Genomic DNA, 23,950 nt, shown 5'->3' with positions numbered 1-23,950 from the left:
CCCATTGCGTATATGCAGATCTGTTATTTGCAGTCTCCTTCAAACCACTCATTGCATATAAGCTCTAACGGTGGTACACGGGTCCGCCCTGCCCGGCATACTTTCTGCCAGCGTATGAACCATAGGCAAATATGAGTACAAGGACGATTGCCAGAGCGGTTCCACAGATCCAGTAGAGCCTGACTCCGCTATAAGCCAGGGCAGCCAGGATCATGACCACGCCCAGAATCATGAATAGCACCCCGCCAAACTGCTGACAACGGCGCCAAGCCTCGCGGCTGGCGTAGGCACCTGGCACTCGAAAACCGCTGATGCCGTTGGGTCTGGTTTTAGGAGCAAGATTGCCGATGACTATGAGAGTCAGACCGGTCAATAGCATGGCGACCTTATCGATGCCGAAATCCGTCGGCCACCAGCCCCAATGAGAATCAGCAACAGCTAATTCGAACAGATCTAAAACCGCGACAATAATCTGCATGCATAGACCACCAAGCAGAAAAACGGTCAAGGTATGCCCCGCTTCATCACCACGTTTAATCAAATATGCACGCAGGACGAACATGAGGATGGTCCAAATCAGCGCAATGACCAGACAGAAGCAGGGCATCCAAACCAGCTCCTGGGGAGAGCCCCAGCGATCCACCTGGTTCTGTGCATTCCAATGAAGCGGGACGTTTTCATTCGGCAGACGATTGACCACTAAGCAGCTTACGCCCAGCATGATTATCCCCGGCAACCACTGAGCCACGACCAGGGTCGGGACGAACCGACCCGCTTTGCCGCCATCAGCCATGAGAGTCTCCTTAGGACTCGGAAACTGCTGTCGAACCAGTTTCCTTGCTCACAATCCGCGGCTCGGGCAGACTTCTCTTGTCGCTGGCGCTGGTCCGCAGGCGGTAGAGCCACTGAATAGTGCTGTCCAGCACACTCAGATTGAGTTCGTAGATGACCCTGGTGCCCTGCTTGTGGCCGACAATCAGGTCTGCTTCTTTCAACTTCCGCAGATGATAGGACAGCTTGGATGGCGTCATTCCCAGTTTTTCGGCCAGGCGTCCCGCCTCCATGCCGCCCTGCTCCAAAAGATCCAGCACACGACGACGCAGGGGATCAGCCAGAGCCGCTGTTGTTTCTTGAATAGCCATAGGTCTCCTTTTTCGATGATTTTCTCTAGTATTTGCATGCTAACATTGTTTCAACCAATATTGTATATACTCTTCAACTTTTATGTGCTTTTAGCTCGCTGAGCGCAAAATAATTGACAATCACTCGGATTAATGGCTTGTGTAGCAACATTAAACTGTTGAACTTACCTACTTTTCTACAGCCAAGGCTTATTGGGGAGGGCCTTGGCTCTAAGCCGCTGGGCAGGTCATGCTCTTAGGTCATGCTACTATGAAGAACTTCGACAGACAGGAGAACGTGCGGCGTGGGCGAAGATAGAACAAAAGTCAACATTGGCAAGGCCGCCATCTTCGACTTGGACGGCACACTTCTGGATTCCATGGGAGTTTGGAAGGAAATCGACCAACGTTTCTTTGCTCGCCGCAACATCCCCATGCCGGACGATTACGCATCTGCAGTGGCCTCCATGCAGACCGGTGCCATTGCCAGATACACCATCGACCGCTTCCACCTTGACGAGCGCCCAGAAGATCTTGTGGAGGAGTGGAACGAGGACGCACTCCTGCTCTACGCCACAGCTGTGCAGCCCAAACCACATGCACGCGATTACCTGCAGGCGCTAAAAGCCAGCGGTGCCGCCCTGGCTGTGGCAACCAGCCTTCCGCCGCGCCTACGACAGGCTGCTCTGAAGCACGCTGGGATGACCGATTGCTTCGACCAGGTCTGCAGCGTGGATGATGCCAAAAGCATCGGCAAAGAGGAACCGGAAATCTACCTGTTGGCTTCACGGATGCTGGGAGTTGCGCCCGACCACTGCACAGTGTTCGAGGATCTTCTGGTCGCCGTCGATTCGGCCAAGCGGGCTGGGATGAAGGTCTGGGCCATGTACGACCAGTCTTCGGACAAGGATTGGGATGCCATTCGCTCTGAGGCTGATGGCGCTATCACTGACTTCGCCCAGGCGCCTGCCATTCTCTGACTCGCTCCGCACCGGCTGGAGCCAGCTGTTACCATGAAAAGCGTCAAGTAGTTTGGTGGAGGCGTTATGAGCAATTCAGGCAGGATAAATGCCGGTTGCTCAAAGTGGCTGTATTCACGTTTGCTCGCTCGCCTGGGATTGCAGAATTGGTGGCCGGCAGAGACCGACTTCGAGATGATGATCGGAGCGGTGCTGGTCCAGCATACGGCCTGGGGAAACGCGGCCATGTCCATCGAGCAGCTGCGCAAGGCCGATCTGCTCAACCCCTGCAACATGGCCGACGTCGATCTGGCAAGGCTGACGAACTTGATCAGATCAAGCGGCTTCATGAAGGCCAAGGCACGCACATGCAAGGCCCTGGCTCAGTGGCTGCTGGCTCACGGCATCCGCACGGCCGATGTTGAGGATTGCGCGGATGAAGGTCTGCGTGACGATCTGCTCACCATTGCCGGAGTCGGACGCGAGACGGCGGATGTCATACGGCTCTATGCCTTCGGCCAGCGCTGCTTCATCTGGGATGCCTATGCACGCCGGATGCTGGACGGTCTGGGTTGGGCCTCCCTGCGGTCATACCAGGAGGGTGAAGAGTACGAGGCGGATTTTATTCGGGTTGATCAATGGCCGCTCAACGACTTGTGCGAATATCACGGGTTGATTGTCCAAGCAGGCAAAAACCATCGCAACCCCCAAGCCTATGCCGCCTTCCTTAAGGAACTTGGCGGTCATGAAAGCTCTTCCAAATGAGTTGATCCCTTGAGGTTCGGCCGAGTCACAAGGCATATGACGGTATCCCGATACGGCACCCCTATAAAGCACCTATATACGGCTGCATCTTATGACCGTATTCCGGTGTGACAATCTTGTCCGAACCTCGGTGAATCGCACACAATAAGGCATCGACTTGACTTCAAGCGGATTGAACTCCGTAGACTATGTTTCATTCGCATACTTGGCAGGCGAATATGCCAGGTAGTGAAGAATGGGGAGCAGGAGCATGAAGGCAGCAAAGTTTGTGAAGCCAGGCCGCATCGAGCTGGAGGAAGCACCGATGCCGACCATCGAAAAGCCGGGAGATGCCGTGATTCGGGTCATACGGGCCTGCGTGTGCGGATCCGACCTGTGGTGGTACCGGGGTATTTCCTCAATGCCCTCAGGCAGTCACGTAGGGCACGAGGCCATCGGCCTGGTCGAAAAGGTGGGCTCCGATGTCACTCATGTCAAACCTGGTGACTTCGTCATAGCGCCTTTCACCCATGGCTGCGGGCACTGCGCGGCCTGCAGGGCCGGCTTCGACGGTGACTGCCTTGATCCGGACAGGCGGGGGAGCGGCGGCTATCAGAGCGAGTATCTGCGATTCACCAACGCGGACTGGGCCTTGGTGCAGATTCCAGGCCAACCTGAGGACTACAGCGACGACATGCTCGACTCCCTGCTGACCCTCTCCGACGTGATGGCCACGGGTTATCATGCAGCCGCCACAGCCCAGGCCAAAGAGGGCGATACAGTCGTGGTCATAGGCGATGGAGCGGTGGGTCTGTGCGGAGTCTTAGCAGCCAAGCTGCGTGGGGCCGAACGCATCATCGCCATGAGCCGGCATGAGGACCGCCAGAGGTTGGCGCGTGAATTCGGAGCCACTGACATCGTGGCTGAACGCGGCGACGCTGCTGTGGAGCAGGTCATGGCTCTCACCGACGGAGCAGGAGCCGATGCGGTCCTGGAATGCGTGGGCACCGAACTGTCCACCGACACCGCCGTCAGGGTGGCCCGGCCCGGCGCAGTGGTCGGCCGGGTCGGCGTACCGCAGCAGGCTACCATGGACACCTCTAAGCTCTTCTGGCGCAATGTCGGTCTGCGAGGCGGGACGGCCGCAGTCACCACATATGACAGGCATCTGCTGCTTGACCAGGTGCTCAAGGGCAGCATCCAGCCAGGCAAGGTCTTCACCCAGCGCTTTGCCTTGGATCACATCCAGGAGGCCTATGAGGCCATGGACCAGCGCACCGCCATCAAATCCCTGGTGCTTGTTGGCGAATGAGGCTGCAGCAGTAATCAGCTGATTCTCGGCGCTGCTGACATTACCGGTGGCGCCGCGTAAGCATGCCTGCCTGAACATACCTCTTATTCCGAAAAAATCAGGGCCGAGTCAGGGATAGTTCAGGGTAAATCAGGGTATTTCATCCCTTCTTTCGCTGATATCAATGGAAGTGACTGATGACGACAAGGATGACCGTCATACAGGGTCAAGCGACGAACGAGGGCACATGACATCTGCGAGGCGAATCAGCATTACTGAGCGTAGATGCCTCAGTCTGGAAGGTCGTCGATGATCATCCAAGGGAAAGATGCAACTATGAATAACCCCAACGTATGCGTGAGCAGAGGCCCGACACCAACGATTGAAGCTACGGGGCTGTCCATGGTGGTCTCCCCGCGCCGCGGCGATTCGCTGACCATTCTCAATGACATAGCATTCACTGCGTATCCGGGGGAGATGACCGGCATCATAGGGCCGTCAGGCAGCGGCAAATCGACGCTGCTGTACTGCCTGGCTGGGCTGGAGAAGGCCACTAGCGGCAATGTGCTTCTGCTGGGCAAGGACATAACCCGTCTGGGGCTGTCGGCCATGACCAAGTTCAGACGCCAGCATCTAGGCTTCGTATTCCAGTCCTACAACCTGATCACCAGCATGACAGTCGAGCAGAATCTGGCTCTGCCATTCACCCTTCGCGGATCCCGCTTTCCCAGAAAGACGGCGGATTCCCTCTTGAAGTACTTTGGCCTGATCGATCAGAAAAAGAAAAGCGTCACCCTACTGTCAGGCGGCGAGCAGCAACGTGTTGCCCTGGCCCGGGTTCTGTTATCCGACGCAGACGTGGTATTCGCGGACGAGCCAACTGGCGCCTTGGATCAGGAATCGGGAGAAAAGGTCATATCGGTGCTTAAGGAACTTGCCAACCACGAAAAGAAAACCATCGTACTGGTGACGCATAACAATGAGGTGGCAGACCAGTGCGATCGGCTTTTTGCCGTGCGCGATGGCCGTATCAGCCAGTCATTCTCTGCGAAAGCGCCCATGGCATGAGAGGCGCTCTGTCCGAACTCAAAGCAGCGCCCATGGTCTGGAGCGCCGTCTTGCTGGCCATGGTCGTATCCCAGACTGTCATCTGCTCCCTCATCGCGATCGCCACGATCATTGATCAGGACTATCAGGGCCCGGAGCAGGTACTTGGATCCACATACACTGGTCCCGCCTTAGCATTCAGCGTGATCATCACCGTAGCTGTGCTGCTATGGGTCATGAATTCAGCACTGAATCAACGCCGGCATCAACTGGCGCTCATGGTTTTGCAAGGCGCTCTGCCTTGGCAACTGCTGGCCTGGAATCTGCTGATAGTCATGGGATTATTCATCCTGTCCATTGCAGCCACCTGCCTTTTGCTGCCAGTGATTACGCCCTTGACCTTCGCCATGGTGACAAATCCATTTGATTTGCATTTGACCTATGCCGGCAGCCACCTGTTCGATTCGCTAGGCAAAGGCCTCGCTTTCAGCGCTGCGCCCATCTTCATAAGCACCTTGTTGACTATCCGTTCGCTCTCGAAAATACGACCAATGGAAGCCCTCAGGCAATCCCAGGACCCTCCAAAGCGGATAGGCGTCTTCCGCTTCCTCCTGGGAATCGTATGCTTGATTGGTGCTGGCTGCATGTTGCTGATTCCAGCTTTTGCACTTGCAACTAACCCTCGTGCCAGTCAGATGAGCAGCGCTGCCGCTCCAGATCGGATGACGGTATTTCTCGCCTTCGCCATGGGCGGCATGTTCCTCCTGATATTTTCGCTGGCAGCTTTCGCGCCATATCTCCTGCCCGGCTTCACGGCGATATGGACGCGTATTGTAGCGTTGCCATCCAGAACCTGGAGGCTGGCAGGCCAACAGGCTGTCGGCAGCATACAGCGCCAGGGAGCGACGATAATCCCGATGACTGCGGGTCTATCATTGCTGATGACCGTCAGCGGAGGGTTGAGCACAATGATCACCACCTTGCTAGTCGCTTTTCCCCACACACCAGGCAGCGTTCCGGCGACCACAGACATGTTTGCGAGTCTCTTGGCGCTCACTGGACCGCCAATAATCATCGCGATAACAGGTGCAATTGCAGGCACCTTGATCACTTCCAAAGGCAGAGGACTTGATCTGGCGCTGACCTACGTATCAGGTGCTGGAATCGGCCAGCTCAGAGTATTGGGCGCGCTTGACGGCATCATCACTATGATTACCAGCACACTGTTCTCCCTGGTCATCACATTGCTCTGCACCTCATCCCTGACTTTCATGCTCTCACGCTTCATGGGCAAAGCACAGATGAGCGTGCAATGGGGCGCTTGGATCGTAGTGGTGCTCATCGCATCCGTGCTTGGTGCCGCAGCCACAGGAATCCAAGCTCTGACCACCAGATTCGAGAACTCTGTCAGTGTCATATCGCATGCCATCGGCGAGTGATAAAGTCCCGCTGCATACAGCCGGGTACATATTTGAGCCATAGCAAGCCTGCCACCTCTGTCATTCCTTCATGGCTCTTGTTAAATAAATTAAGTCGGTATATGTAGCGCTCGGCTTGATGAATTTGATTGGTAGGTAGATGCGACTGTGAGCATTTGAGTTCGCGACGATTTCCTACACGCGAGCATTTGTAAGGCTCATATAGGGTACAGTCGATGACAAACCGAGACAGGTGACGATGGACCAGTCAAATCTTGTCAACAACAGACAAATGGAGGATCGTCATGGCGCGACCGACCACCAAGGAAGAACTCATCAAGGCGGCTGATGATGGCTTCGACAAACTCATGGCGTTGCTTGAGCCGCTCACACCGGAAGAACGCAATGGCCGCTTTTCCTTCGACCTGAGCAAGGAGAAGGGGGCCCATTGGGCACGCGACAGGAACATCAAGGATGTGCTCGTCCATCTCTACGAGTGGCATCAGCTGCTGTTGAATTGGGTCGAGGACAACCAGCAGGGCAGGACCCACGACTTTCTTCCTGAGGGCTACAACTGGCGCAATTACGGCGAGATGAATGTGAAGCTGCGGGACAAGCATGATGACACCACCTATGATCAGGCCTTGAACCTGTTTATCGAATCCCATAAGAAGGTCATGGCCCTAGCACAATCCTTCACCAACGAGCAGCTATTCACCAAGGGCGCCCTTCCATGGACCGGAAACTCTACCTTGGGCTCTGCCTTCATCTCTTCAACCTCCAGCCATTACGACTGGGCCCTGAAGAAGATACGGAAGTACTTGAAAGGACGCAAATAAGCGCTAGGACACCTGAAAAGAGCCAGCTTCACTCACAGACAGTAATGGGTTGCCCTGCGACTTTGCGACTAAATTCACAGTACGGGCGACCCTAAAAGCGACATCCCAACATATTCGTAATAGCAATGGAGCATAACCGCGATAACCGCTTGCATAACAGTATGCAGGACGATATCTAGGATGTAGACAATACAGAGAAGGACATCATCAGTGAAACGATCTCGCATTGATCCAGATGCTGATGATATAAGGCTGATCAAAATGGTGGCCGCTGAGAATGAATCGGCCTTTGAAGCACTTTACAATAAGTATGCTCATACCGTCCAAGCCTTTATTTCCCTGCGAATATCCGACGATGAGGATGCCAGTGAAGTTTTTGCTGACACATGGCTGGGCTGCTGGCGTTCCTCAAAAACCTTCCGCACAGACAGCAAGGTGCTTACCTGGATACTCAGCATTGCCCGACGGCAAATCTATATGAAACGTCGCAAACCGAAACCACCTGACCAAATGGATCAGGTGGAACTTGACTCGATAACCGATGATCAGCTGGAGCCTGTAGAACTGGTCAATAAGGATCTGACGATGGAAATAATACGGCAAAGGATTGGTGCACTCCCAGCAGAAATGGCATACACGGTGACGCTGGCCTGGCTCCACGAGTTACCCTACCCGGAAATAGCCTCCCTGCTCGACATCCCGGTTGGGACTGTGAAGTCTCGTATTGCTCGGGCAAGGCAGATCCTGCGCCCACAGTTGACCGACTTCGCTCCAGTCAAAAGCCATAAAGTGCCGAGCCAGAGATAATTGAAGGGGTGATTATGACAGACCGATATAAGAGCACAAGCCCAGACAGCACAGGCCCAGTCACTGAAGAATACCGGGGTGAAGTTCAAGAGGCGCTTAGGGAAAAAGAGCAGAATGCCCAACCGGCAGTTCCGGCTTTTACTAGCGTAATGAAGGCCATCCACCAGAAGCCGTCGTTGGCAACGGATCAACCAATACCATTCATGCATCGAGTGCGTTCCTGTGGCCCGCTTGTTCTGGCACAATTACGCCTCATACCGCGATATATCTTACTGGTGGAAATCGCGATAGCAGCGTGCTCGGTTTTAATTAGCAACCTTATGCAAGGTGCGCGTTACGGCAGTCTCGGTACGCATATCTTTTCAAATATGCTCATGCTCAACATGGCACTGACCATGATCCTGGTCTTTTCCATTAAAGATGATCGTGAATTAATGCTCAGTATGCCCCTGGGACCTCAAGTTGTAGTAGCTTCTAGGCTATTGCTGGCCTTTATCTCCAACATTGTCGTCGGGGGAGCAGCCTTATTGATTGTCACTGCAATCAACCCTGGAATAAGGCCCCTGCCAGTTATTGCCCAAACGATAGCCCCCATAACACTCCTGGCGAATATCGTGGCCCTCTTATGCATATGGCAATGCTCTTGGATTGCACTACTCCTAGGGGTACTTGCACCACTATTGAGAACTTTGCAGAACTTGAGGTCATCATTTTTCCTCCCGGCATGGGTCAATTCGGCACCCACTACCGCCGCAGCCTGGGCAGGGTTCATCCTCGTTACAGTGGGACTCATATCTGCTGTTATCCTTACAGCCCCTCTTGTCTGGCATACTCAACTCGCCGGTGGAGATAAAAATTAATGAACCTTTTCATCCTCTCTCGCTACTAACTAAGCAGACGGAACGAGCAGCGAGCAATGTCTGGCGGCGGCCGAGGCCAAAACCAGATATGAGGAAGGTGGACGAGGTTGGCTTTCGTAGGTATACAGCTCAAGAGGCTTTATAGGCTGGTATTACTGCCGTTCATACTGACCGCAGGTATTCTTCTTGTGGGCTTCGTACTGGAGGGCATCTGGTCATTGAGCCGCATACGGCCGGTTATGATGGTTCTTACTCAGGTGCCAGTAATTGCTGCTGGCCTATCTACAGCTTTTGTGCTCAATGGTGACCCAATCGTTGAACTTGCTGAGTCAACTCCAACTGGATGGCGGAAAGTTCAAGTTACCAGGCTGCTTATCATTACCGGAGCATTTCTTGCTGCCGCAGGCCTTCTTTTTATCGGCTTGCATATGATGCGACTTTGGCCACGTGACATGGGATGGGTGAGCATCATTACCCCGGTTGGCAGTATATTCATTGTCAACTGTCTGGTTTTCCTTATAGCCGTACTTACCATGTCTATGCCAACGTCATCGCTGGCTTCCATAGCTATTTGGCTGTTTTTATGTTTTATATGGGATCCATACATAACCGATCCAGTCCGGCAACGACTCCTCCCAATGTTTTTTGCAGCGGCAGGCGCAATCTTCGGATGGAACATGTGCGGTGATGCGGAGCGCAATGTTGTAAAGGTGGCAGCCCTATGAGGATGCTGAGCCTTGTACGCATCACGCTACTGATGTTTTATCGGCGCAAAGCCTTGTGGATAGCCAGCATGCCGCTGGCGCTCTTCGCCCTCTTTTTAGCCTATGCTTCTCCTATGTCACCTGGATTCAGCGACACAGATGGTCTTGTCTTTACCGGACAGGTTCTTGCTATGTTCACCCCGTTGGCATACGCAGCATCTTTTAGCGACCTTATGACTGCCGGCAGGCGAACAGGTATGGACGAGCTTGAATCCACCTCCCCCTTGCCGATGTCAGTCATCCGCTCAGCTCATGTCTTGGGAGCCTGGGTCATCTGCATATCATCTTCCCTGCTTTTCCTTGTATTGATCGCGGTCCACCAAGCCATCCACGGCAACGGTAAGGCAATACTGGTAGCCCCGGCAGTAGCACTTGTCATACTCTCGCCATCAATGCTGATCGCTATGGGGATATCCGCCCTGTTAGGAGCCCTGTTGCCCACGATCGTAGCCCGAATTCTTGCCGTCCTGGCATGGGCTTGGCTGGCTTTCTATACCCCCCTCTTACCACTTCCAACACTCAATGGCGGACCGCTTGCAGTCATTGGCGATCCCATTGCACAGGGATGGTTTCATACCAATCCTATGTACATGCCGGCGAACGGCCCCTTTACCGTCCAGTCAGGAGTCATATCCCTGCTCTGGCAGGTGTGTATTATCTTCCTCCTTTTCACTGGTGCAAACATAGCCTCCAACCGCATAAAAGCTCGGGTCTGACTTTCATCTGACTTTGAAAGGAATTGCTCACATGTTTATCTCCATTGACCATCTGACCAAGGATTTTCGGGGGAGACCAGCCGCTTTAAACGATCTGACCGTTGATCTTCCACAGGGCATGATAGGGCTTATAGGACCAAATGGTGCCGGTAAAACAACCCTCATGCGCATTCTCACCGGAATAATCAAACCGACTAAAGGTAAAATTTTTATTGATGGACAAGACCTCTCTTCGCCGGCCAACAGGCGAAATCTAAAACGGCACCTGGGTTATCTGCCACAGCACATCACCCCCTACGAGAACCTGTCCCCGCTTGAATTCCTTGACTATATCGGCATCTTGAAAATGATCGACAACAAACACATGCGGCAGGAGCAGGCGCATACCCTCCTGGAACAGGTGGGATTGGAAGACGTGATGAACCAACCTATCGGGGGGCTATCCGGGGGCATGAGGCGCAGGGTTGGCATTGCACAGGCACTTATGGGCGACCCCCAGCTACTGGTAGTCGACGAACCCACAGCGGGGTTGGATCCCGAAGAGCGCATGCGATTCCGCACGCTCCTTGCCCAGCTGGGACAGGATCGAACCGTTATCCTCTCCACCCACATACTCGATGATGTTGCACAAACCTGCCCTTGGGTGTGTGTATTACGTTGCGGACGCAACCAGTATGACGGGCCGACAGAGGGGCTGATCCATGAAGCTGCCGGTCACACCTGGGTCACGCCCCCTATCGCGGCCCCACCGGAAAATGCCACAATCATCAACGCGGAACCCACCCCACAGGGGACAAGATACCGCATAGTCACCGACACCCCGCCCGCAGGCTCTGTCGAAACTGCGCCCAACCTTGAGGACGGATATATGGCTTTGGCCAGCGAGCGCTAGAAACCGTCTCCAAGTATGAAAGAACGTCGATAATTATGAAACGAATCAAGCAGAGCCTTAGGACCCTTTTCCTTATATGCGCCACAGTTATGCTGACAGTGGGGGTTGTCGGCTGCGCTGATGGCATGAAGCACCCTGAAGAGTATTCCACTGATGGAAACAATAAAGTCGCAGCTACCAGCAACCCGCAAACAATTTCGAAAGAAGATCTGGGTCACACCTGGCCTCTTAAAGTTGATGAGGGCACCGTGTCATGCAAGCTCAACAAGCAGGGAGAACCCATCCTCCGCTTTACCACCTCAGATGGTGAACAGTACGCACTGAACCAGGTACAAGACAACGAGCATCTCAAAAGCATTGAAACACTAAAATCAGACAAGAGTAAGTCAGTAGGAACTCTGATGAGTTTCGCCTTCTCGGTCTGCGACATACCAAAATAAACCAATTTACAGGGCCCAACAGATAGCCAAACGGTGGGCAACAATGACAACAGGTCACCCAGGTTGACTGCGTGGAGAATGTCCTCACATTGCATTGTCTGTCGCTGATATTACTCATTCATAGCGTCAGGCGAATACCGCTCACATTGGCCAGTGGAGAGGGCAGTTGCTCGCGAGTCTTCTGGGTAATCTGCCTGCCATAACTATCGATTCCCCCCCCCCCACCAATTGGCTTATAAAATCACTCGATAAACTGCGAGACAGTACTTTTCCCAGCACCAGACAGCCCTATAACTCACACAGTCTGTTTCCGCAAACTGTTGTATTGCTGATCTTCTAGCCCCAGCTCTGACACGGCTGACATCATGTCATCCGAATGGGGGACAGAGATACAGCGACTGGGATGACATAAGAAGCGAGAATATCTTTTTACTCTCATGGTGTAGCGCCTCCAAAGCTGATTACGGCGAAATCAATTGCGCAAACACGAAAGAGAGACAGCATGCAAGATTGCAAAGTCAAAAGACAAGAAGACCCCTTGCCAGTGATTGAGGGTTCACAACCTCCTATCAATCACAAAAAACTCAGCCTGATCATGATTGGACTTATTGTCGCCGTCTCTATGACCAACATAGATTCGACAATCGTCTCCTTATCGAGTCAGGCAGTCCAATCAGGTCTGGGTCTGACCGCAAGCGGCATACAGTGGATTGTCAACGCCTACATGCTGGCTGCGGCCGCCACTTTCCCCATCTGCGGGCATCTGTCTGATCTAGCGGGCTACAAGCGCATCATGCTTTCAGGTACATTCCTTTTTGGAATGGGCAGTTTATGTTGCGGACTTGTTCCTGCAAATTCACTGTCGCTGATGCTGATGATCTTCTCCCGAGCGCTCCAAGGCATTGGTTCAGCCATGATGTTCCCGGCCGCTATCGGTATTCTGTTCTCCTACTCGGCCGAAAACAAGAGGGCCGGAAACATGGCTCTGTTCTTCGCCATCACAGGAGCCATGACATGTTTGGGCCCCATTCTGGGCTCTTGGCTGATTCAATACTCCTGGCGCGACATCTTCTTCATCAATCTGCCTCTGGCTCTGGCGGCAATCGCCATGATCGTCTCGATGATTCCGAAGGACTCACCCACAACCGAACCCGGTAGTCAGCATATTGACTGGGCTGGCGGCCTGGCCGTAGGACTCGCCATGATAGCTCTGATCGTGCCGATTCAACAGGGCAGCACCGTTGGCTGGTCGGATTGGCGCATTATTGCCAGTTTTGGTGCCAGCCTTGTGCTATTCCTGGTGTTCGGCTTCTGGGATTCGCACGTTGACAATCCAATCATTAAACTCAGAATCTTCCGCAACCCACCATTCGACATTTCCCAGCTCGCCATGTTGGTAGCCGCCGTGATCTTCCAACCCATCATGTACTTCCTCAGCGTCTATGGGCTCCTTGCACTCAACCGGTCAACATTGATGACCAGCCTATTCATCCTCTACTTTTTCTTAGGTTTCCTGGTTTCCGCCTTGTTAGGCGCCCAACTCTTCAACAGACATGGCATGAAACCGGTATTGCTGATCGCCGGCTTGATAGCCGCAACGGGTTTCTCCCTCATGTCGCTTACAGCCGGTTCGCTCGATAAAGGACTGCCCTCCAATACCGTCTGGCTGTCACTTTCCATGGTGGTTGCGGGTGCAGGGATCGGATTCATGTTCTCGCCATCATCCACTGATGCGGTCAATCGGGCCATCAACGCCTCTTATGGCGAAGTCACTGCCATCAATCAGACCTTCAAAAACTTCGGCGGCGCCTTAGGCATGGCAATGCTTGGACCCTTGTGCACCCATTATTTTGCCCTGGATATTCATAAGGCCTTGGGCAAGTACGGAGTAAGTGCATCCCGAGCGCAAGCCATCGCAGATACTATTGGATCCGGAACTTCGGCAGGTGCTCAATCACAATTCGCCAGTATGCCCCAATCCATGCGGAATATGATCATGCCTCTGATCAGGGCCTCCTATGCCAGCGGCAGCAGCAAGGTCTTCCTAGCAATGGGTTGTCTGTCCTTGCTATTCATTCCCTTGGCTCTCTTGTATCCCCGAAAAGGCAAGCAAATTTTCGCTGGTAAGACAATCAAAAACCAATGAAGATCCCGGTTTCGAGGCTCGGAAACAGGAAAACCCGACGATTTCTACAGGCATTTTGGCAGTAGGGTGAATAAGTGTGCAAGTCATGGGAGACATGAGTGAAAATCACTGAGGGAATTAATCGAGAAAACCAACAGCAAGACCAGCTTTCAATGAATCTAAATGGTGATTGCGGCGACGGTCAACTTGACGCGACCGCAAGAACCGATGCCCAGCGTCAACGTCTTCATAACACCTGGAACTGGTATTTCATTGTGGAAGCAGGCTGCGTAGTAGGAGCCAATTGCTTCTTCTCTACTGCATCCATGACCTATAAACTTGTTTCAAGCCTTCTCATCCTATTGCCTTGCTTGTTTTTCATGATCTTGGTTCTGCCTAGGGTATATGACAAGTCTGAAAGATTTGATCGGCAAACGGCAGATCAGCCGGTAAGCAAAACAGGAGCATATGGTTGGATTTTCGCTCTGCTGACGCTGGGCTGCCTGCCCATGGGCGCCTGGTTGGATGGTACCGCCATTCTGGCTCAGCTGTTTATCGTGCCACAACTCTTCATCGCTTTTGCCTACCTTCCTGCTCTGGGGTTGGTGGGAGTCCTGAATATAGCCTATTTGGCCATGGCTTTGGCTGGAAAAAGGTTCTTGAGTACAGATCTATCCGGCAATCTTATGCTCATGATTCTCGTAGTGGTATTCTCCGCAATGATTGGAAAGTCCTTTAATGTCCTGGCTTTGACCAACGGACATAATCAAATGCTGCTGGACAAAATGGAGTCTCAACAAGAGACGATTCGCAGACTCAGCAGAGCTGAAGGAGCGTCCATCGAGCGTGAACGTGTGGCCGACGAAATGCATGACACGATCGCCCAGTCTTTGACTTCCATTCTGGCCTTGGCCAGGGTAGCTCATGAAGAACTGATCGACGACATACCTGCAGCTCAGAAGCATTTGGAAATGATCGCCAGCACGTCGAAGGGTTCTTTGGATGACACCAGAAGAATGATTGCGGATTCGGCACCGGCTGATCTGGATGGCAGGGACCTGAAGACGGCCCTGGAGCGGACAGTGCATTCCACCGCAGCAAAGACAGGTTTTCAATCACAGTGTCGGATTCAACGAACCTTGCCGCCCTTGCCTAAGCAGACCGAGGTCAACCTGCTGCGTATAGTCCAGGAGTCCCTGACTAATATTTCCAAGCATGCCAGTGCCCAGCATGTACAGGTGAGCTTGCTTTTGAAAGGGCAGGAACTGTTACAGCTTCGGATCAAGGATGATGGTCGTGGTTTTGATATTCAAAACTTGGATTTCCAGGAGATGGAAAAGGCCGGGCATGGCTATGGTCTGCGAGATATGGCCAAACGAGCTCAAGACGCGGGTGGGCGTTGTACGGTAACCTCCGTTCCCGGGCAAGGCACCTCCATAACTGTAAATATTCCTGTCGAAAGACCAAGTAACACTACTCGACCAGATAAGGAGGAAAGATGATCCGACTTGTCATGGCCGACGACCACCCCATGGTTCGGGAGGGCATACGCAGCATGCTGAAACGCCATGCAGACCTTGAAGTGGTTGCCGAAGCATGTAATGGCACCCAGGCCATAGAGGCTGTAGCGAAAACACGTCCGGATTTGTTGCTACTCGATCTGCGGATGCCTGATATGAACGGTCCTGAAGTCACCCGAAAAGTGCTGGCTTCTTATCCCAAAACCAAGGTATTGATTCTTACCACTTACGATTCCGACCACGATATTCTGCCGGCCATAGAAGCCGGAGCCAATGGCTATCTGCTGAAAGACGTAGAACCTCATGTCTTGGCCCAAGCTATCCGTGACACTGTTGCAGGATCCACTGTCCTGAATCCGACCGCCGCGGAAGCAGTCAGCAAGGCGCTGCGCCCTGCGACCAGACCAGCACTGTCCGAACAAGAGACACGTGTGCTGCGCGAGGCCGCCAAAGGCATGACCAATCGGCAAATCGCAGAACACTTATACATCAGCGAGGCAACAGTAAAAACATACTTCAGTCGGATCTTCGCCAAATTGGAGGTCAGCGATCGCACGGCTGCAGTAGCGGAAGCCATCGAAACTCTAGGCCTAAGAGACATTTAAACGTTGCTCTTAGAATCAAATCATGACAGGGGAGGAGGGCTTGATCCTTGATCATTGACCGTGCGAGTTCAAATAAACTTCGGTCTGCCTTTTATCGACAGCCAAGGCAGCCGTAAGGGTAAGGGCCAGGCCTTCCGGAGTGTGAATCCTGGCTTCGAGTGAGTTCCACGGCTTACGTAATGGAGCTGAAGTGGAGCCAGGACGGAGGCGCTCGCATGCATCCACAATCTTGCTGATCTGCTTTTCCGTGACTGCTACGCTCAGGCTTCCTATGGACTCCATATCCGTATCAGGGTCGCCAGTATTGGAACCACTCTTACGAATCAGCACATCCTGAAAGGCCCAGCGCCTCAAGTGAATCATCGTGCCCGGCATGGTGTATAAATTGATGAAGCCCAATCCCTGCGTCCAGAAAACCTCTGATTCTTCCAGATCGTCGCTATACAGGCACATGAACATGGGCATGAGATAGATGCCCCTATAAGGCTCCGGCGGTTCCGCATCCTTCCCCGGCTCCGGCACGGGACTTATGCCTGCACCTGCATAAGCAGTAGCTTTGGGCTGGTCATGGTTGTCCATGGCTACCTCGTTCCTTAGTTGAAGTGTTTTGAATTGGGTAGTCAAACAGAAAACGTGATACGTAGACGGAAGATACTGACTGCATCACTCCCATTTGACGGTTGCCGAATCTATCCCGTTTGCACGCGCTGCAGTTTCGATTGCGACAAGCATCCATTTCGCCAATCCAGGTTCCAGTTGTTCATAGTGGGATCTGAAACGTGGGTCAGTCACATACATCCGCCCCAGAATGACGTACATAGATGGGGTCACATGGAACCATGACAAAGCCTGCCGATGTTCGTCAATCAGTTCGAGAACCTTATCTGATGACGGAGCCAGACCTTTTCGTTTGGCTTGTGCAAGCTCACTTTCCACGTCTTTAAGCCGGGACATGTCCTTTTTCTGTTCTTGTTCGGAGCGGGAAGCTTTTCGCTCCGCATACTCAAGCCACTGCCTGCTAGCACCCCAGCGTTCGTATGCTTCCGAAAAGTACTGGTCCTCCTGATCGATCTTCGTAGGAGCTGAATCATTACCTGACTTTCCCTCGGCAAGGGCTATGAGTCGGTCCAGACGATCCGCAGCTTTCCTAAGATGCTGGATTTTCTCATCAATTCGCGAGCGCTGTCCCTGCAACTCGTCCAAGGCCAGCGGTGTCTTGCAATCGAGCAATGCCTTGATTTGTCGGGCATTGAAGCCCATCTCCCTGTATGTCACAATTCGCTCCAGCTGTGCGACGTCATCCTGCAGATAATGCCGGTAATTCGACTGGTCGCGAAAGGGGGAGATCAGTCCTTCCTGCTCCCAATGGCGCAGCATTCTCCGACTGACCCCAATTAACTCAGACATCTGACCGATGCTCAAGCCGCTCTTGCTGCCCTCGCCACTGAATTCGCTCTCTCGTGTCATGCCTTGACCCTAAACCCTGCCATTATGTCAAGGTCAAATCGTTTGTTTTCTGGGGGATGGGTGAGTGAGTGTATGCACACGTCGGCCCCTAGCATCCCAATACCCAATAACAGGTTCTTGAGGAGGACGCTTTTGGTTCTGTTTGTTTGCAAAGTAGCCCCTATCCAATCATGAAGACGACTAAATCCAGCGTGACTCCTTTCCCATGGGTGCAAATTAGCCTCGTCAACAGCGACGTGTCCCCTGCAGAGGACAGTTTCTTTTCACGCGTTGAAGGATTGCGCCCGTCGAACTTGCATAGGAATCAGTTGAATTCCGATTGGAAGGGGAGGCGCAATGGCATATACGGACGGAAACAATGACCCGGAACTGGCTGTGTCCACACAGAGGTTGGTCAAGGACTATGGCGGATTCAAAGCCGTGGATGGACTGAATCTACGGGTGCCGGCAGGCGGGGTCTACGGATTGCTGGGACCAAACGGAGCCGGAAAATCGACCACCATGAAGCTCCTTCTGGGATTGACAAAACCGACTGCCGGAAACATGTGGCTGCTAGGACAGCAAGTCGGAAAGAAGACCACGATCCAGCCGGGTCGTATGGGCTCCATGATTGAAGGACCCAGCTTCTATCCAGGCCTGTCGGGACTGGATAACTGCCGCATGGTAGCCGATTATCTGGGTCTGCCAGTTTCAGCTGCCTCAGAAGTGCTAACCAAGGTTGGATTGCGGGGATACGAGAAGAGGAAGGCGGGCGCCTACTCCCTGGGGATGAAGCAGCGGCTGGGTATCGCCATGGCGCTGATTTCGCAGCCGGAGCTCCTGCTCCTGGATGAGCCCACCAATGGCTTGGATGCAGAGGCTGTGGTCGAAGTGCGACAGATGATCATGGACTTGGCTACGTCCGAGGGAGTCACCGTCATCATCAGCAGCCATATCCTGTCCGAAACCGAAAAGATGGCTCCTGTAGTTGGCATCATTGCCGACGGTCATCTGCTCTACCAAGGGACATTGGAAAATCTGCGCGAAGAGGGTCATATCGATCTACGGGTATCCGATCCTGGGCTCGCGTCAGAGATGCTCGAAACTCAAGGCATTCACCACGAATATACCCGCAAGAGCGCAACCCTGCGTATTCCCGAGATAACCGATTCGCAAATCGGAGCGCTGGTGGCTCGGCTGGTATCGCATGGTCTGCAGGTATACCGTGTCGCTTCCGAACGCAAGAGCTTGGAAGAGGCCTTCCTCGAACTCGTGGAAAACCCGCAGAGTCATGCAGCGCAGTGCCCTATGCAGCCGTCCGGTCATAAACAGAGGAGCATACGATGAGCTCTGTCGAATCAATCTCCATGCGGTCCGAAGAATTTCGATTGGGGAAACCGCTACGCTCATCCCATCCAGGAGGGCTGCTTGTTCTGCTTTCGATGGAGCTTCGCAAGTTGAAAGGTTCCTCATTTTGGTGGATGGCCTTGGGCATGATTGCCCTGGTTTCGGCATGGTCGGGCTTGGCCTTCATGAAACGAGCCGAGTCTGCGAACCCCGCCACTCGTACCGTAGCCCTTGCCCAAGGTGAGATATTCCAAACTGTCGGTCTGCTGGCACCCATCCTTGCAGCGCTGCTGACCAGCCGGCTTGCCGTCATGGAGAGCAGCGAGCGCATGGATCTCAAATGGCGATCCCTAGGCCAGAGTGCGACTGGGAGGTTTCTTGCCAAGCTCGTAGTTACGGGGTGTGTGATTTCGCTATGCTTCGTGATTCCTCTGGCGTGTATACCGCTGTCAGCTTCAGCACAAGGGTTCCATCTCGATGGCAGTCTGGCCGACTACATACTCCTTCCGGCACTGATTGCTTGCTTCTCATCCATGGCTGTCACGGCCATACAACTCGCCCTCTCCCTGACTATCGAAAGGCAGGCCATAGGCCTGGGTCTGGGTGTGATAGCCGGTCTGATCGGGACTGGACTGGGCCCGATGAATATGCCGGCTCTGGGCTGGTTCTTCCCAGCCGGGATCAGTTCCGCAGCCAGCCCGTTCCTGTTTTCAGCCAGCTCTGATGGTTTTGCCAGAATGACCTTGGTCGCCAATCCCTGGCCAAAAGTCCTGACCAGCCTTCTGGCATACATTATCTGGTCGGGAATATCAGCACTCATCGTCAAGGTCAAGGAGTCAGGCCGATGAACAGGCAATACCCTGCAAACGCTATAACCATCACCCCGATGCATCGCCACAAGCCATCGATCGCCGCCGCCTTCAAATGGGAGATTCGCAAGGCCGGCAATCTCTGGTACTGGCTGGCCACCATGCTCTTCGACGCCGTAGGAATCTTCAACGGTTGGGATCAGTATCAGAGCTACAAACCGGACTTCCAGGCTCAAGGGGTGACCTGGGCTGCGGTCTGGGGGCAGGCGATCCTTCTGCCAAGCATGGTCTTCATGCCAGTCCTGGTCGCGGCCTTTGCAGCCCAGGTTGAAGCCAACGAGCACAAGGGACGAAACTGGCAGCGTCTTAATTCCTCAGGCATGGTCGGGACTGCCCTAGCCGGTAAGATGCTGCATGGACTGCTGGCCTCCCTCCTTAGCGTCGCCATCTTTGAATCCGAATTCATACTCGTGGGTGTTCTTGTAGGAGGCTTCGACCCAGCGGAACTCGGTCCCTATCTCTTGCGTGGCGTACCAATGACGTTGGCAGTGTGGGCCATTATGACTCTGACCCAGGCCATAGCCGCCAGAGCCGAATCCTTTGCCTCGACTATGAGCATCATGTTTCTGCTCACTCTGGCAGGCTGTACGCTGTCGGTTGCCGCACCGTCCTTGGCGCTGCCTTATCCTCTGGCCTTGATCACCACTGCATCCGCAGCCCGCGACATGGGCAATATTACGTCTACGGCCTCTATAGCAGGTTCGTGTATGGCGGCAATCCTCTGGGTGTTGATCAGCCTCCTTATATTTCGGCACCAGGCTCGCAGAGCCATTTAGTCTCAAGTACAACATCAATTAAGTGAGGATGCAGCACTTGCCAGGTCGCACATCACAGTGTCTGACAGCATAATGGAATACCGGCAGTTATCAGGAAGAGGCTCACCGATGAGAGCAGGCAAGAAGACTCAAGGCTGGATTCAGTTGTGGACCCGGCCATATATGATCTTCGTGGCAGTCTTTTTCTGCACCCTCTACGAGACAGGGATGCTGACCAGGCTGATCCTTGTCCCAAGCAGCGCCAACCAGACCCTCTACCAGGTCATGAAGTCTGCCAGCTGGGGCTTGCCCCTGTTCGTGGTCATTATTTTTCTCGCACTTGTCACCCTATGCCTGCGCCGCCTATATCCTATGGCGACCCTGCTGGTGGTCAGTGGCCTGCTTGCCCTGACTGCCGCAATCTATGGCTCGGGATGCACCTACCTGATCATTCCCTGGCTCGTCAGCCTCTACGCCTGCGCGGTAGAAGCCAAGAACGTGACATCATTGACAGCTGGGCTGGGTAGTTCCGCCATTCTGGGCCTGCTCAGCATTGCATTCTCTGCCAATTGGCATCGTGATGTCCACTTCACCGACCTTCTGTATCCGACTGGATTGACTTTCGCCCTTTGCCTGACAGTCGCCTTCCTCTCACGCTCCGTAAGGCAATCACGCTTGTCAGAGCAGGCATTGGAGGAGGAGCGCTCGCATGCTCTAACCTTGGCCCATGAGCGGGACCAGGCCATGCATCAGTCCAGGGTTGTCGCCCAACTGCATGACAGCGTGGGTCACGACTTGACCGCCATTATCGCCCTATCTGAGGGACTGGATCATGCCAGCGGAAAACCGGAAATTGATGAGGCTATCTCGATGATTAACGACCTGGCACGGCAGGGACTGGATGACACCCGAACGGCTGTTAAAGCCCTGCAATCAGAAACAGATCCAAAAAACGACCCACAGCCAGCCACAGGGGAGAGGCATAGCTGGGATGACATCAAACCCATCCTCGACCATGCCCGGCATGTCGGCATCAGCACTGCCTTGACGGAGACAGGCCGTCGGCCACAGGATTCCGAACAGGCCGACCTTGCTTTCACCATCACCAGGGAGGCGATTACCAACGCCCTCCGACACGGACGGGAGGTCAACCGTATTGTGGTCTCCTGGGATCACGACAGCCAGAGGGGCATAGGTATCACCGTTCGCGATGATGGACGAATCTTGAATAACGAAGCTGACAATACCAGTAGCAGCGGTACAGGTCTTGCCAGGTTAAGGGCCGAAGTGCAAGCTCATGGTGGCAGCTTCCATTCGGGTCCTGGTTCTGATGGTTGGACCTTGCAGGCCCGCATACCCTCACTAGCTGCAACGTCAGCTAACGATATAGGCATGAAGGAGAACGCATGATCCGCGTCATGATCGTCGACGACCAGCGCCCGACCCGCATGGGACTGGCACTCATGGTCGCTAAGGATCCAACCTTACATGTCGTTGCGCAGGCGGCCAACGGCCAAGAGGCTTTGGATAAACTGACCACAGCCGCCAAAAATCAACAGCCTTTGCCTGATGTGATTCTGATGGATGTGCGCATGCCTGTCATGGACGGGCTGGATGCCACCAGCCGTATCAAAAAGCTCCATCCTGAAATAAGCATTCTCATTCTGACCACCTACGACGAGGACGACTATGCGTTCACAGCTCTAGGGGCGGGCGCCTCCGGGTTCCTGCTCAAGGATGTCAAGACAGCCGATCTGAACAGAGCCATCCATGCGGTACATGCAGGCGATGCCATTCTCACGCCGCGCATCACGGCCGAAGTGATCCGGAAAGGAGTTCCAAGGCCAAAAGCCAATGATGAATCTGAGGCTCGCCGTAAATTCGCGCAACTGGGCAAACGCGAACTTCAGGTCGCGTCGCTGGTCAGCCAAGGCCTGACAAACGCAGAGATTGCCGAGCAACTCCAGCTGCAGCCTGATTCGGTCAAAAAGACAGTCAGCCGCATACTGGCAAAACTCAAGGTTAGGGACCGGATCAACATCGCCGTTCTCTGGTATCAGGCCAACATGGCAAACCACTGAATAGCACTGAATTCAAGCGGGCTTATCCGTAGATGGAAGAGGGCTACATCCGGCTGTATCTTTTGCGGCTTAATCCATATATTGGCGATAGAAGTCCGCTATTTGTAAGGATTTTTTACTGCAGTGCAAAGCAAACGAATACAACACATACCAGTGCAACGAGATCAATAGCTCTATTCAGTTTGATCTGATGTGATCTGGCATGCAATGCAAGGTCTTGTAATAAATTGGCGACCTACAGATTAGAAGGATACCGATTATGCACCACCTTACTTGGGACTGGGAAGACGCGAACAGGTCATATTCAAACTCGACAAAATAATAGATATTGTATGTTCCAAAAGCCTTGAACTGTGCTAATGCTCTACCGACCGTTTTCAAAAAACGAACAATATAAACATATCAATGCGAGTTAGACCCTCCATCAGACAGGCATTATAGGTTCTCAAGAAAGGGCAGAACATGAGAACGTTCCCTAACGGGCTTTATAATCATTTGTGTCTAAGATAGATAAAGTGAAGGGACTGCCCATGCCAGACGATTCAAACGCCTGCCCACTGAAACTTATAAAATCAGTGGCAGATGTGTTCAGGCAATTATGGATCTCTCATAATGAGGAAAACTTATGGTTCCGCGGTCAAGATGATGCTACTTTCCCTCTGGTACCCAAGGCTTTTCGAGCGGAGTACGTGCAGGCGAGCGAAAGAGACATACTGAATGATTTCAAGCAGAAGGCTTGTCTTGTCTCGGGTGTTCATCCTGTTGACGAATGGGGATGGATTATACTTGGTCAGCATTATGGGCTTCCTACCAGACTTTTGGATTGGTCGGATAATCCTCTACAAGCCCTTTACTTTGCCTGCCAACCGGCAGTCAACAGCAACCAAGAAAAACAGGACGGGAAATTGTTCGTTCTGGAACCGGATAAAATGAACCGAAAAACACTCGGTGACAGTGCCCCCTCTCCGATTCTCCTTGAAGAGAGGGAAGATAAATGCCGACCTTATCTACCTGACAATGATGATTCAACAGGCAATAAGCCCATAGCTGTTGTTGCAATGGATGATTTCCCTAGGATAGGGGCTCAGAACGGTTGTTTCACGGTTTGTTCCGATTCACTTTACCAGTATGATGACCAAGGACAAGAAGTTATCAGACAATTCATAATTCCCGCTGAGAAAAAGGAAATAATTCTGGAAGAGTTGGATTTCCTAGGTGTGGACGCGGCAAGCACCTACCCTGATCTTGATCATTTGGCGCAACAAGTAGCTAAACGTCATGCGAATAATAAAGATAAAAGATAG

The 23,950-nt window shown here is 53.2% G+C and carries 25 protein-coding genes; 21 read left to right on the top strand and 4 right to left on the bottom strand.

What is annotated here, in order from left to right:
- Positions 1-64 precede the first annotated feature (64 nt).
- Complete coding sequence (locus RAM15_RS03810; RefSeq protein WP_306222166.1) at positions 65-793, bottom strand: SdpI family protein; 729 nt, start codon at positions 791-793, stop codon at positions 65-67.
- Between the two features lie 10 nt (positions 794-803).
- Positions 804-1,142, bottom strand: coding sequence for a metalloregulator ArsR/SmtB family transcription factor (locus RAM15_RS03805; RefSeq protein ID WP_306222165.1), 339 nt, complete (start codon positions 1,140-1,142; stop codon positions 804-806).
- Between the two features lie 311 nt (positions 1,143-1,453).
- Between RAM15_RS03805 and RAM15_RS03800 the strand changes: the two genes are divergently transcribed.
- The 15 genes from RAM15_RS03800 (at position 1,454) to RAM15_RS03730 (ending at position 16,148) form a co-directional block, all read left to right on the top strand.
- Positions 1,454-2,101, top strand: coding sequence for an HAD family hydrolase (locus tag RAM15_RS03800; protein WP_306222244.1), 648 nt, complete (start codon positions 1,454-1,456; stop codon positions 2,099-2,101).
- Between the two features lie 120 nt (positions 2,102-2,221).
- On the top strand, positions 2,222-2,845 hold the full coding sequence (locus tag RAM15_RS03795; protein ID WP_306222163.1) for an endonuclease III domain-containing protein: 624 nt from the start codon (positions 2,222-2,224) through the stop codon (positions 2,843-2,845).
- A 250-nt stretch (positions 2,846-3,095) separates the two neighbouring features.
- Entirely contained in the window at positions 3,096-4,136 is a 1,041-nt protein-coding gene (locus RAM15_RS03790; RefSeq protein ID WP_306222162.1) for a zinc-dependent alcohol dehydrogenase family protein, read from the top strand.
- A 381-nt stretch (positions 4,137-4,517) separates the two neighbouring features.
- Complete coding sequence (locus RAM15_RS03785) at positions 4,518-5,183, top strand: ABC transporter ATP-binding protein (RefSeq protein ID WP_306222161.1); 666 nt, start codon at positions 4,518-4,520, stop codon at positions 5,181-5,183.
- 32 nt (positions 5,184-5,215) lie between these two features.
- Entirely contained in the window at positions 5,216-6,601 is a 1,386-nt protein-coding gene (locus tag RAM15_RS03780) for a hypothetical protein (protein ID WP_306222160.1), read from the top strand.
- A gap of 284 nt (positions 6,602-6,885) precedes the next feature.
- Positions 6,886-7,419 carry a ClbS/DfsB family four-helix bundle protein gene (locus RAM15_RS03775; protein ID WP_306222159.1) on the top strand — a complete coding sequence of 178 codons (534 nt, stop codon included), beginning with the start codon at positions 6,886-6,888 and terminating at the stop codon, positions 7,417-7,419.
- 210 nt (positions 7,420-7,629) lie between these two features.
- Positions 7,630-8,226 carry an RNA polymerase sigma factor gene (locus RAM15_RS03770; RefSeq protein WP_306222158.1) on the top strand — a complete coding sequence of 199 codons (597 nt, stop codon included), beginning with the start codon at positions 7,630-7,632 and terminating at the stop codon, positions 8,224-8,226.
- A gap of 14 nt (positions 8,227-8,240) precedes the next feature.
- A complete protein-coding gene (locus tag RAM15_RS03765) occupies positions 8,241-9,086 on the top strand; it encodes a hypothetical protein (protein ID WP_306222157.1) in 846 nt (281 codons plus the stop codon).
- 107 nt (positions 9,087-9,193) lie between these two features.
- Complete coding sequence (locus RAM15_RS03760; protein ID WP_306222156.1) at positions 9,194-9,811, top strand: hypothetical protein; 618 nt, start codon at positions 9,194-9,196, stop codon at positions 9,809-9,811.
- Positions 9,808-10,566 (top strand): murein hydrolase transporter LrgB, encoded by a 759-nt coding sequence (locus RAM15_RS03755; RefSeq protein WP_306222155.1) that lies wholly within the window; start codon positions 9,808-9,810, stop codon positions 10,564-10,566. Before RAM15_RS03760 ends, RAM15_RS03755 begins: the two co-directional genes overlap by 4 nt.
- Positions 10,567-10,597: 31 nt before the next feature.
- Positions 10,598-11,458 carry an ABC transporter ATP-binding protein gene (locus RAM15_RS03750; RefSeq protein WP_306222154.1) on the top strand — a complete coding sequence of 287 codons (861 nt, stop codon included), beginning with the start codon at positions 10,598-10,600 and terminating at the stop codon, positions 11,456-11,458.
- Positions 11,459-11,493: 35 nt separating this feature from the next.
- Positions 11,494-11,898, top strand: coding sequence for a DUF2511 domain-containing protein (locus RAM15_RS03745; RefSeq protein ID WP_306222153.1), 405 nt, complete (start codon positions 11,494-11,496; stop codon positions 11,896-11,898).
- Positions 11,899-12,319: 421 nt separating this feature from the next.
- Entirely contained in the window at positions 12,320-14,044 is a 1,725-nt protein-coding gene (locus RAM15_RS03740) for an MFS transporter (RefSeq protein WP_372338677.1), read from the top strand.
- A 98-nt stretch (positions 14,045-14,142) separates the two neighbouring features.
- The gene (locus RAM15_RS03735) at positions 14,143-15,525 is read left to right on the top strand and encodes a sensor histidine kinase (RefSeq protein ID WP_306222150.1); all 1,383 of its coding nucleotides are present in this window, start codon (positions 14,143-14,145) and stop codon (positions 15,523-15,525) included.
- Positions 15,522-16,148: a response regulator gene (locus tag RAM15_RS03730; protein WP_306222149.1), complete on the top strand. Its 627-nt coding sequence runs from the start codon at positions 15,522-15,524 to the stop codon at positions 16,146-16,148. The genes RAM15_RS03735 and RAM15_RS03730 overlap by 4 nt, the downstream gene beginning before the upstream one ends.
- Before the next feature lie 51 nt (positions 16,149-16,199).
- On the opposite strand, the gene RAM15_RS03725 is transcribed toward RAM15_RS03730, so the two are convergent.
- Positions 16,200-16,727, bottom strand: coding sequence for a hypothetical protein (locus tag RAM15_RS03725; protein WP_306222148.1), 528 nt, complete (start codon positions 16,725-16,727; stop codon positions 16,200-16,202).
- Positions 16,728-16,811: 84 nt separating this feature from the next.
- Positions 16,812-17,615 carry a MerR family transcriptional regulator gene (locus RAM15_RS03720; RefSeq protein ID WP_306222147.1) on the bottom strand — a complete coding sequence of 268 codons (804 nt, stop codon included), beginning with the start codon at positions 17,613-17,615 and terminating at the stop codon, positions 16,812-16,814.
- Positions 17,616-17,951: 336 nt separating this feature from the next.
- On the opposite strand from RAM15_RS03720, the gene RAM15_RS03715 reads away from it, so the two are divergent.
- From RAM15_RS03715 to RAM15_RS03690, 6 genes are all read left to right on the top strand, one after another.
- On the top strand, positions 17,952-18,941 hold the full coding sequence (locus RAM15_RS03715; RefSeq protein WP_306222146.1) for an ABC transporter ATP-binding protein: 990 nt from the start codon (positions 17,952-17,954) through the stop codon (positions 18,939-18,941).
- A 110-nt stretch (positions 18,942-19,051) separates the two neighbouring features.
- Positions 19,052-19,789: an ABC transporter permease gene (locus tag RAM15_RS03710; protein ID WP_372338671.1), complete on the top strand. Its 738-nt coding sequence runs from the start codon at positions 19,052-19,054 to the stop codon at positions 19,787-19,789.
- Complete coding sequence (locus RAM15_RS03705) at positions 19,786-20,586, top strand: ABC transporter permease (protein ID WP_306222144.1); 801 nt, start codon at positions 19,786-19,788, stop codon at positions 20,584-20,586. The genes RAM15_RS03710 and RAM15_RS03705 overlap by 4 nt, the downstream gene beginning before the upstream one ends.
- Positions 20,587-20,871: 285 nt before the next feature.
- Positions 20,872-21,975 carry a sensor histidine kinase gene (locus tag RAM15_RS03700; RefSeq protein ID WP_306222143.1) on the top strand — a complete coding sequence of 368 codons (1,104 nt, stop codon included), beginning with the start codon at positions 20,872-20,874 and terminating at the stop codon, positions 21,973-21,975.
- On the top strand, positions 21,972-22,646 hold the full coding sequence (locus RAM15_RS03695) for a response regulator transcription factor (RefSeq protein WP_306222141.1): 675 nt from the start codon (positions 21,972-21,974) through the stop codon (positions 22,644-22,646). Before RAM15_RS03700 ends, RAM15_RS03695 begins: the two co-directional genes overlap by 4 nt.
- 530 nt (positions 22,647-23,176) lie before the next feature.
- Complete coding sequence (locus tag RAM15_RS03690; RefSeq protein WP_306222140.1) at positions 23,177-23,950, top strand: FRG domain-containing protein; 774 nt, start codon at positions 23,177-23,179, stop codon at positions 23,948-23,950.

This window comes from Bifidobacterium asteroides, from assembly GCF_030758775.1.
GTDB lineage: Bacteria > Actinomycetota > Actinomycetes > Actinomycetales > Bifidobacteriaceae > Bombiscardovia > Bombiscardovia kimbladii.
The sequence above is the reverse complement of the archived record's forward strand: the minus strand, read 5'-3'. Positions and strand labels throughout refer to the sequence as shown.

Bases quoted from the DNA above. Each gene is read 5' to 3' on its own strand.
- RAM15_RS03695 (WP_306222141.1), top strand. From the start codon at position 21,972: ATGATCCGCGTCATGATCGTCGACGACCAGCGCCCGACCCGCATGGGA.
- RAM15_RS03785 (WP_306222161.1), top strand. From the start codon at position 4,518: ATGGTGGTCTCCCCGCGCCGCGGCGATTCGCTGACCATTCTCAATGAC.
- RAM15_RS03790 (WP_306222162.1), top strand. From the start codon at position 3,096: ATGAAGGCAGCAAAGTTTGTGAAGCCAGGCCGCATCGAGCTGGAGGAA.
- RAM15_RS03780 (WP_306222160.1), top strand. From the start codon at position 5,216: ATGGTCTGGAGCGCCGTCTTGCTGGCCATGGTCGTATCCCAGACTGTC.
- RAM15_RS03755 (WP_306222155.1), top strand. From the start codon at position 9,808: ATGAGGATGCTGAGCCTTGTACGCATCACGCTACTGATGTTTTATCGG.
- RAM15_RS03720 (WP_306222147.1), bottom strand. From the start codon at position 17,615: ATGACACGAGAGAGCGAATTCAGTGGCGAGGGCAGCAAGAGCGGCTTG.
- RAM15_RS03690 (WP_306222140.1), top strand. From the start codon at position 23,177: ATGCCAGACGATTCAAACGCCTGCCCACTGAAACTTATAAAATCAGTG.
- RAM15_RS03715 (WP_306222146.1), top strand. From the start codon at position 17,952: ATGGCATATACGGACGGAAACAATGACCCGGAACTGGCTGTGTCCACA.
- RAM15_RS03810 (WP_306222166.1), bottom strand. From the start codon at position 793: ATGGCTGATGGCGGCAAAGCGGGTCGGTTCGTCCCGACCCTGGTCGTG.
- RAM15_RS03705 (WP_306222144.1), top strand. From the start codon at position 19,786: ATGAACAGGCAATACCCTGCAAACGCTATAACCATCACCCCGATGCAT.
- RAM15_RS03750 (WP_306222154.1), top strand. From the start codon at position 10,598: ATGTTTATCTCCATTGACCATCTGACCAAGGATTTTCGGGGGAGACCA.
- RAM15_RS03805 (WP_306222165.1), bottom strand. From the start codon at position 1,142: ATGGCTATTCAAGAAACAACAGCGGCTCTGGCTGATCCCCTGCGTCGT.
- RAM15_RS03765 (WP_306222157.1), top strand. From the start codon at position 8,241: ATGACAGACCGATATAAGAGCACAAGCCCAGACAGCACAGGCCCAGTC.
- RAM15_RS03730 (WP_306222149.1), top strand. From the start codon at position 15,522: ATGATCCGACTTGTCATGGCCGACGACCACCCCATGGTTCGGGAGGGC.
- RAM15_RS03725 (WP_306222148.1), bottom strand. From the start codon at position 16,727: ATGGACAACCATGACCAGCCCAAAGCTACTGCTTATGCAGGTGCAGGC.
- RAM15_RS03775 (WP_306222159.1), top strand. From the start codon at position 6,886: ATGGCGCGACCGACCACCAAGGAAGAACTCATCAAGGCGGCTGATGAT.
- RAM15_RS03745 (WP_306222153.1), top strand. From the start codon at position 11,494: ATGAAACGAATCAAGCAGAGCCTTAGGACCCTTTTCCTTATATGCGCC.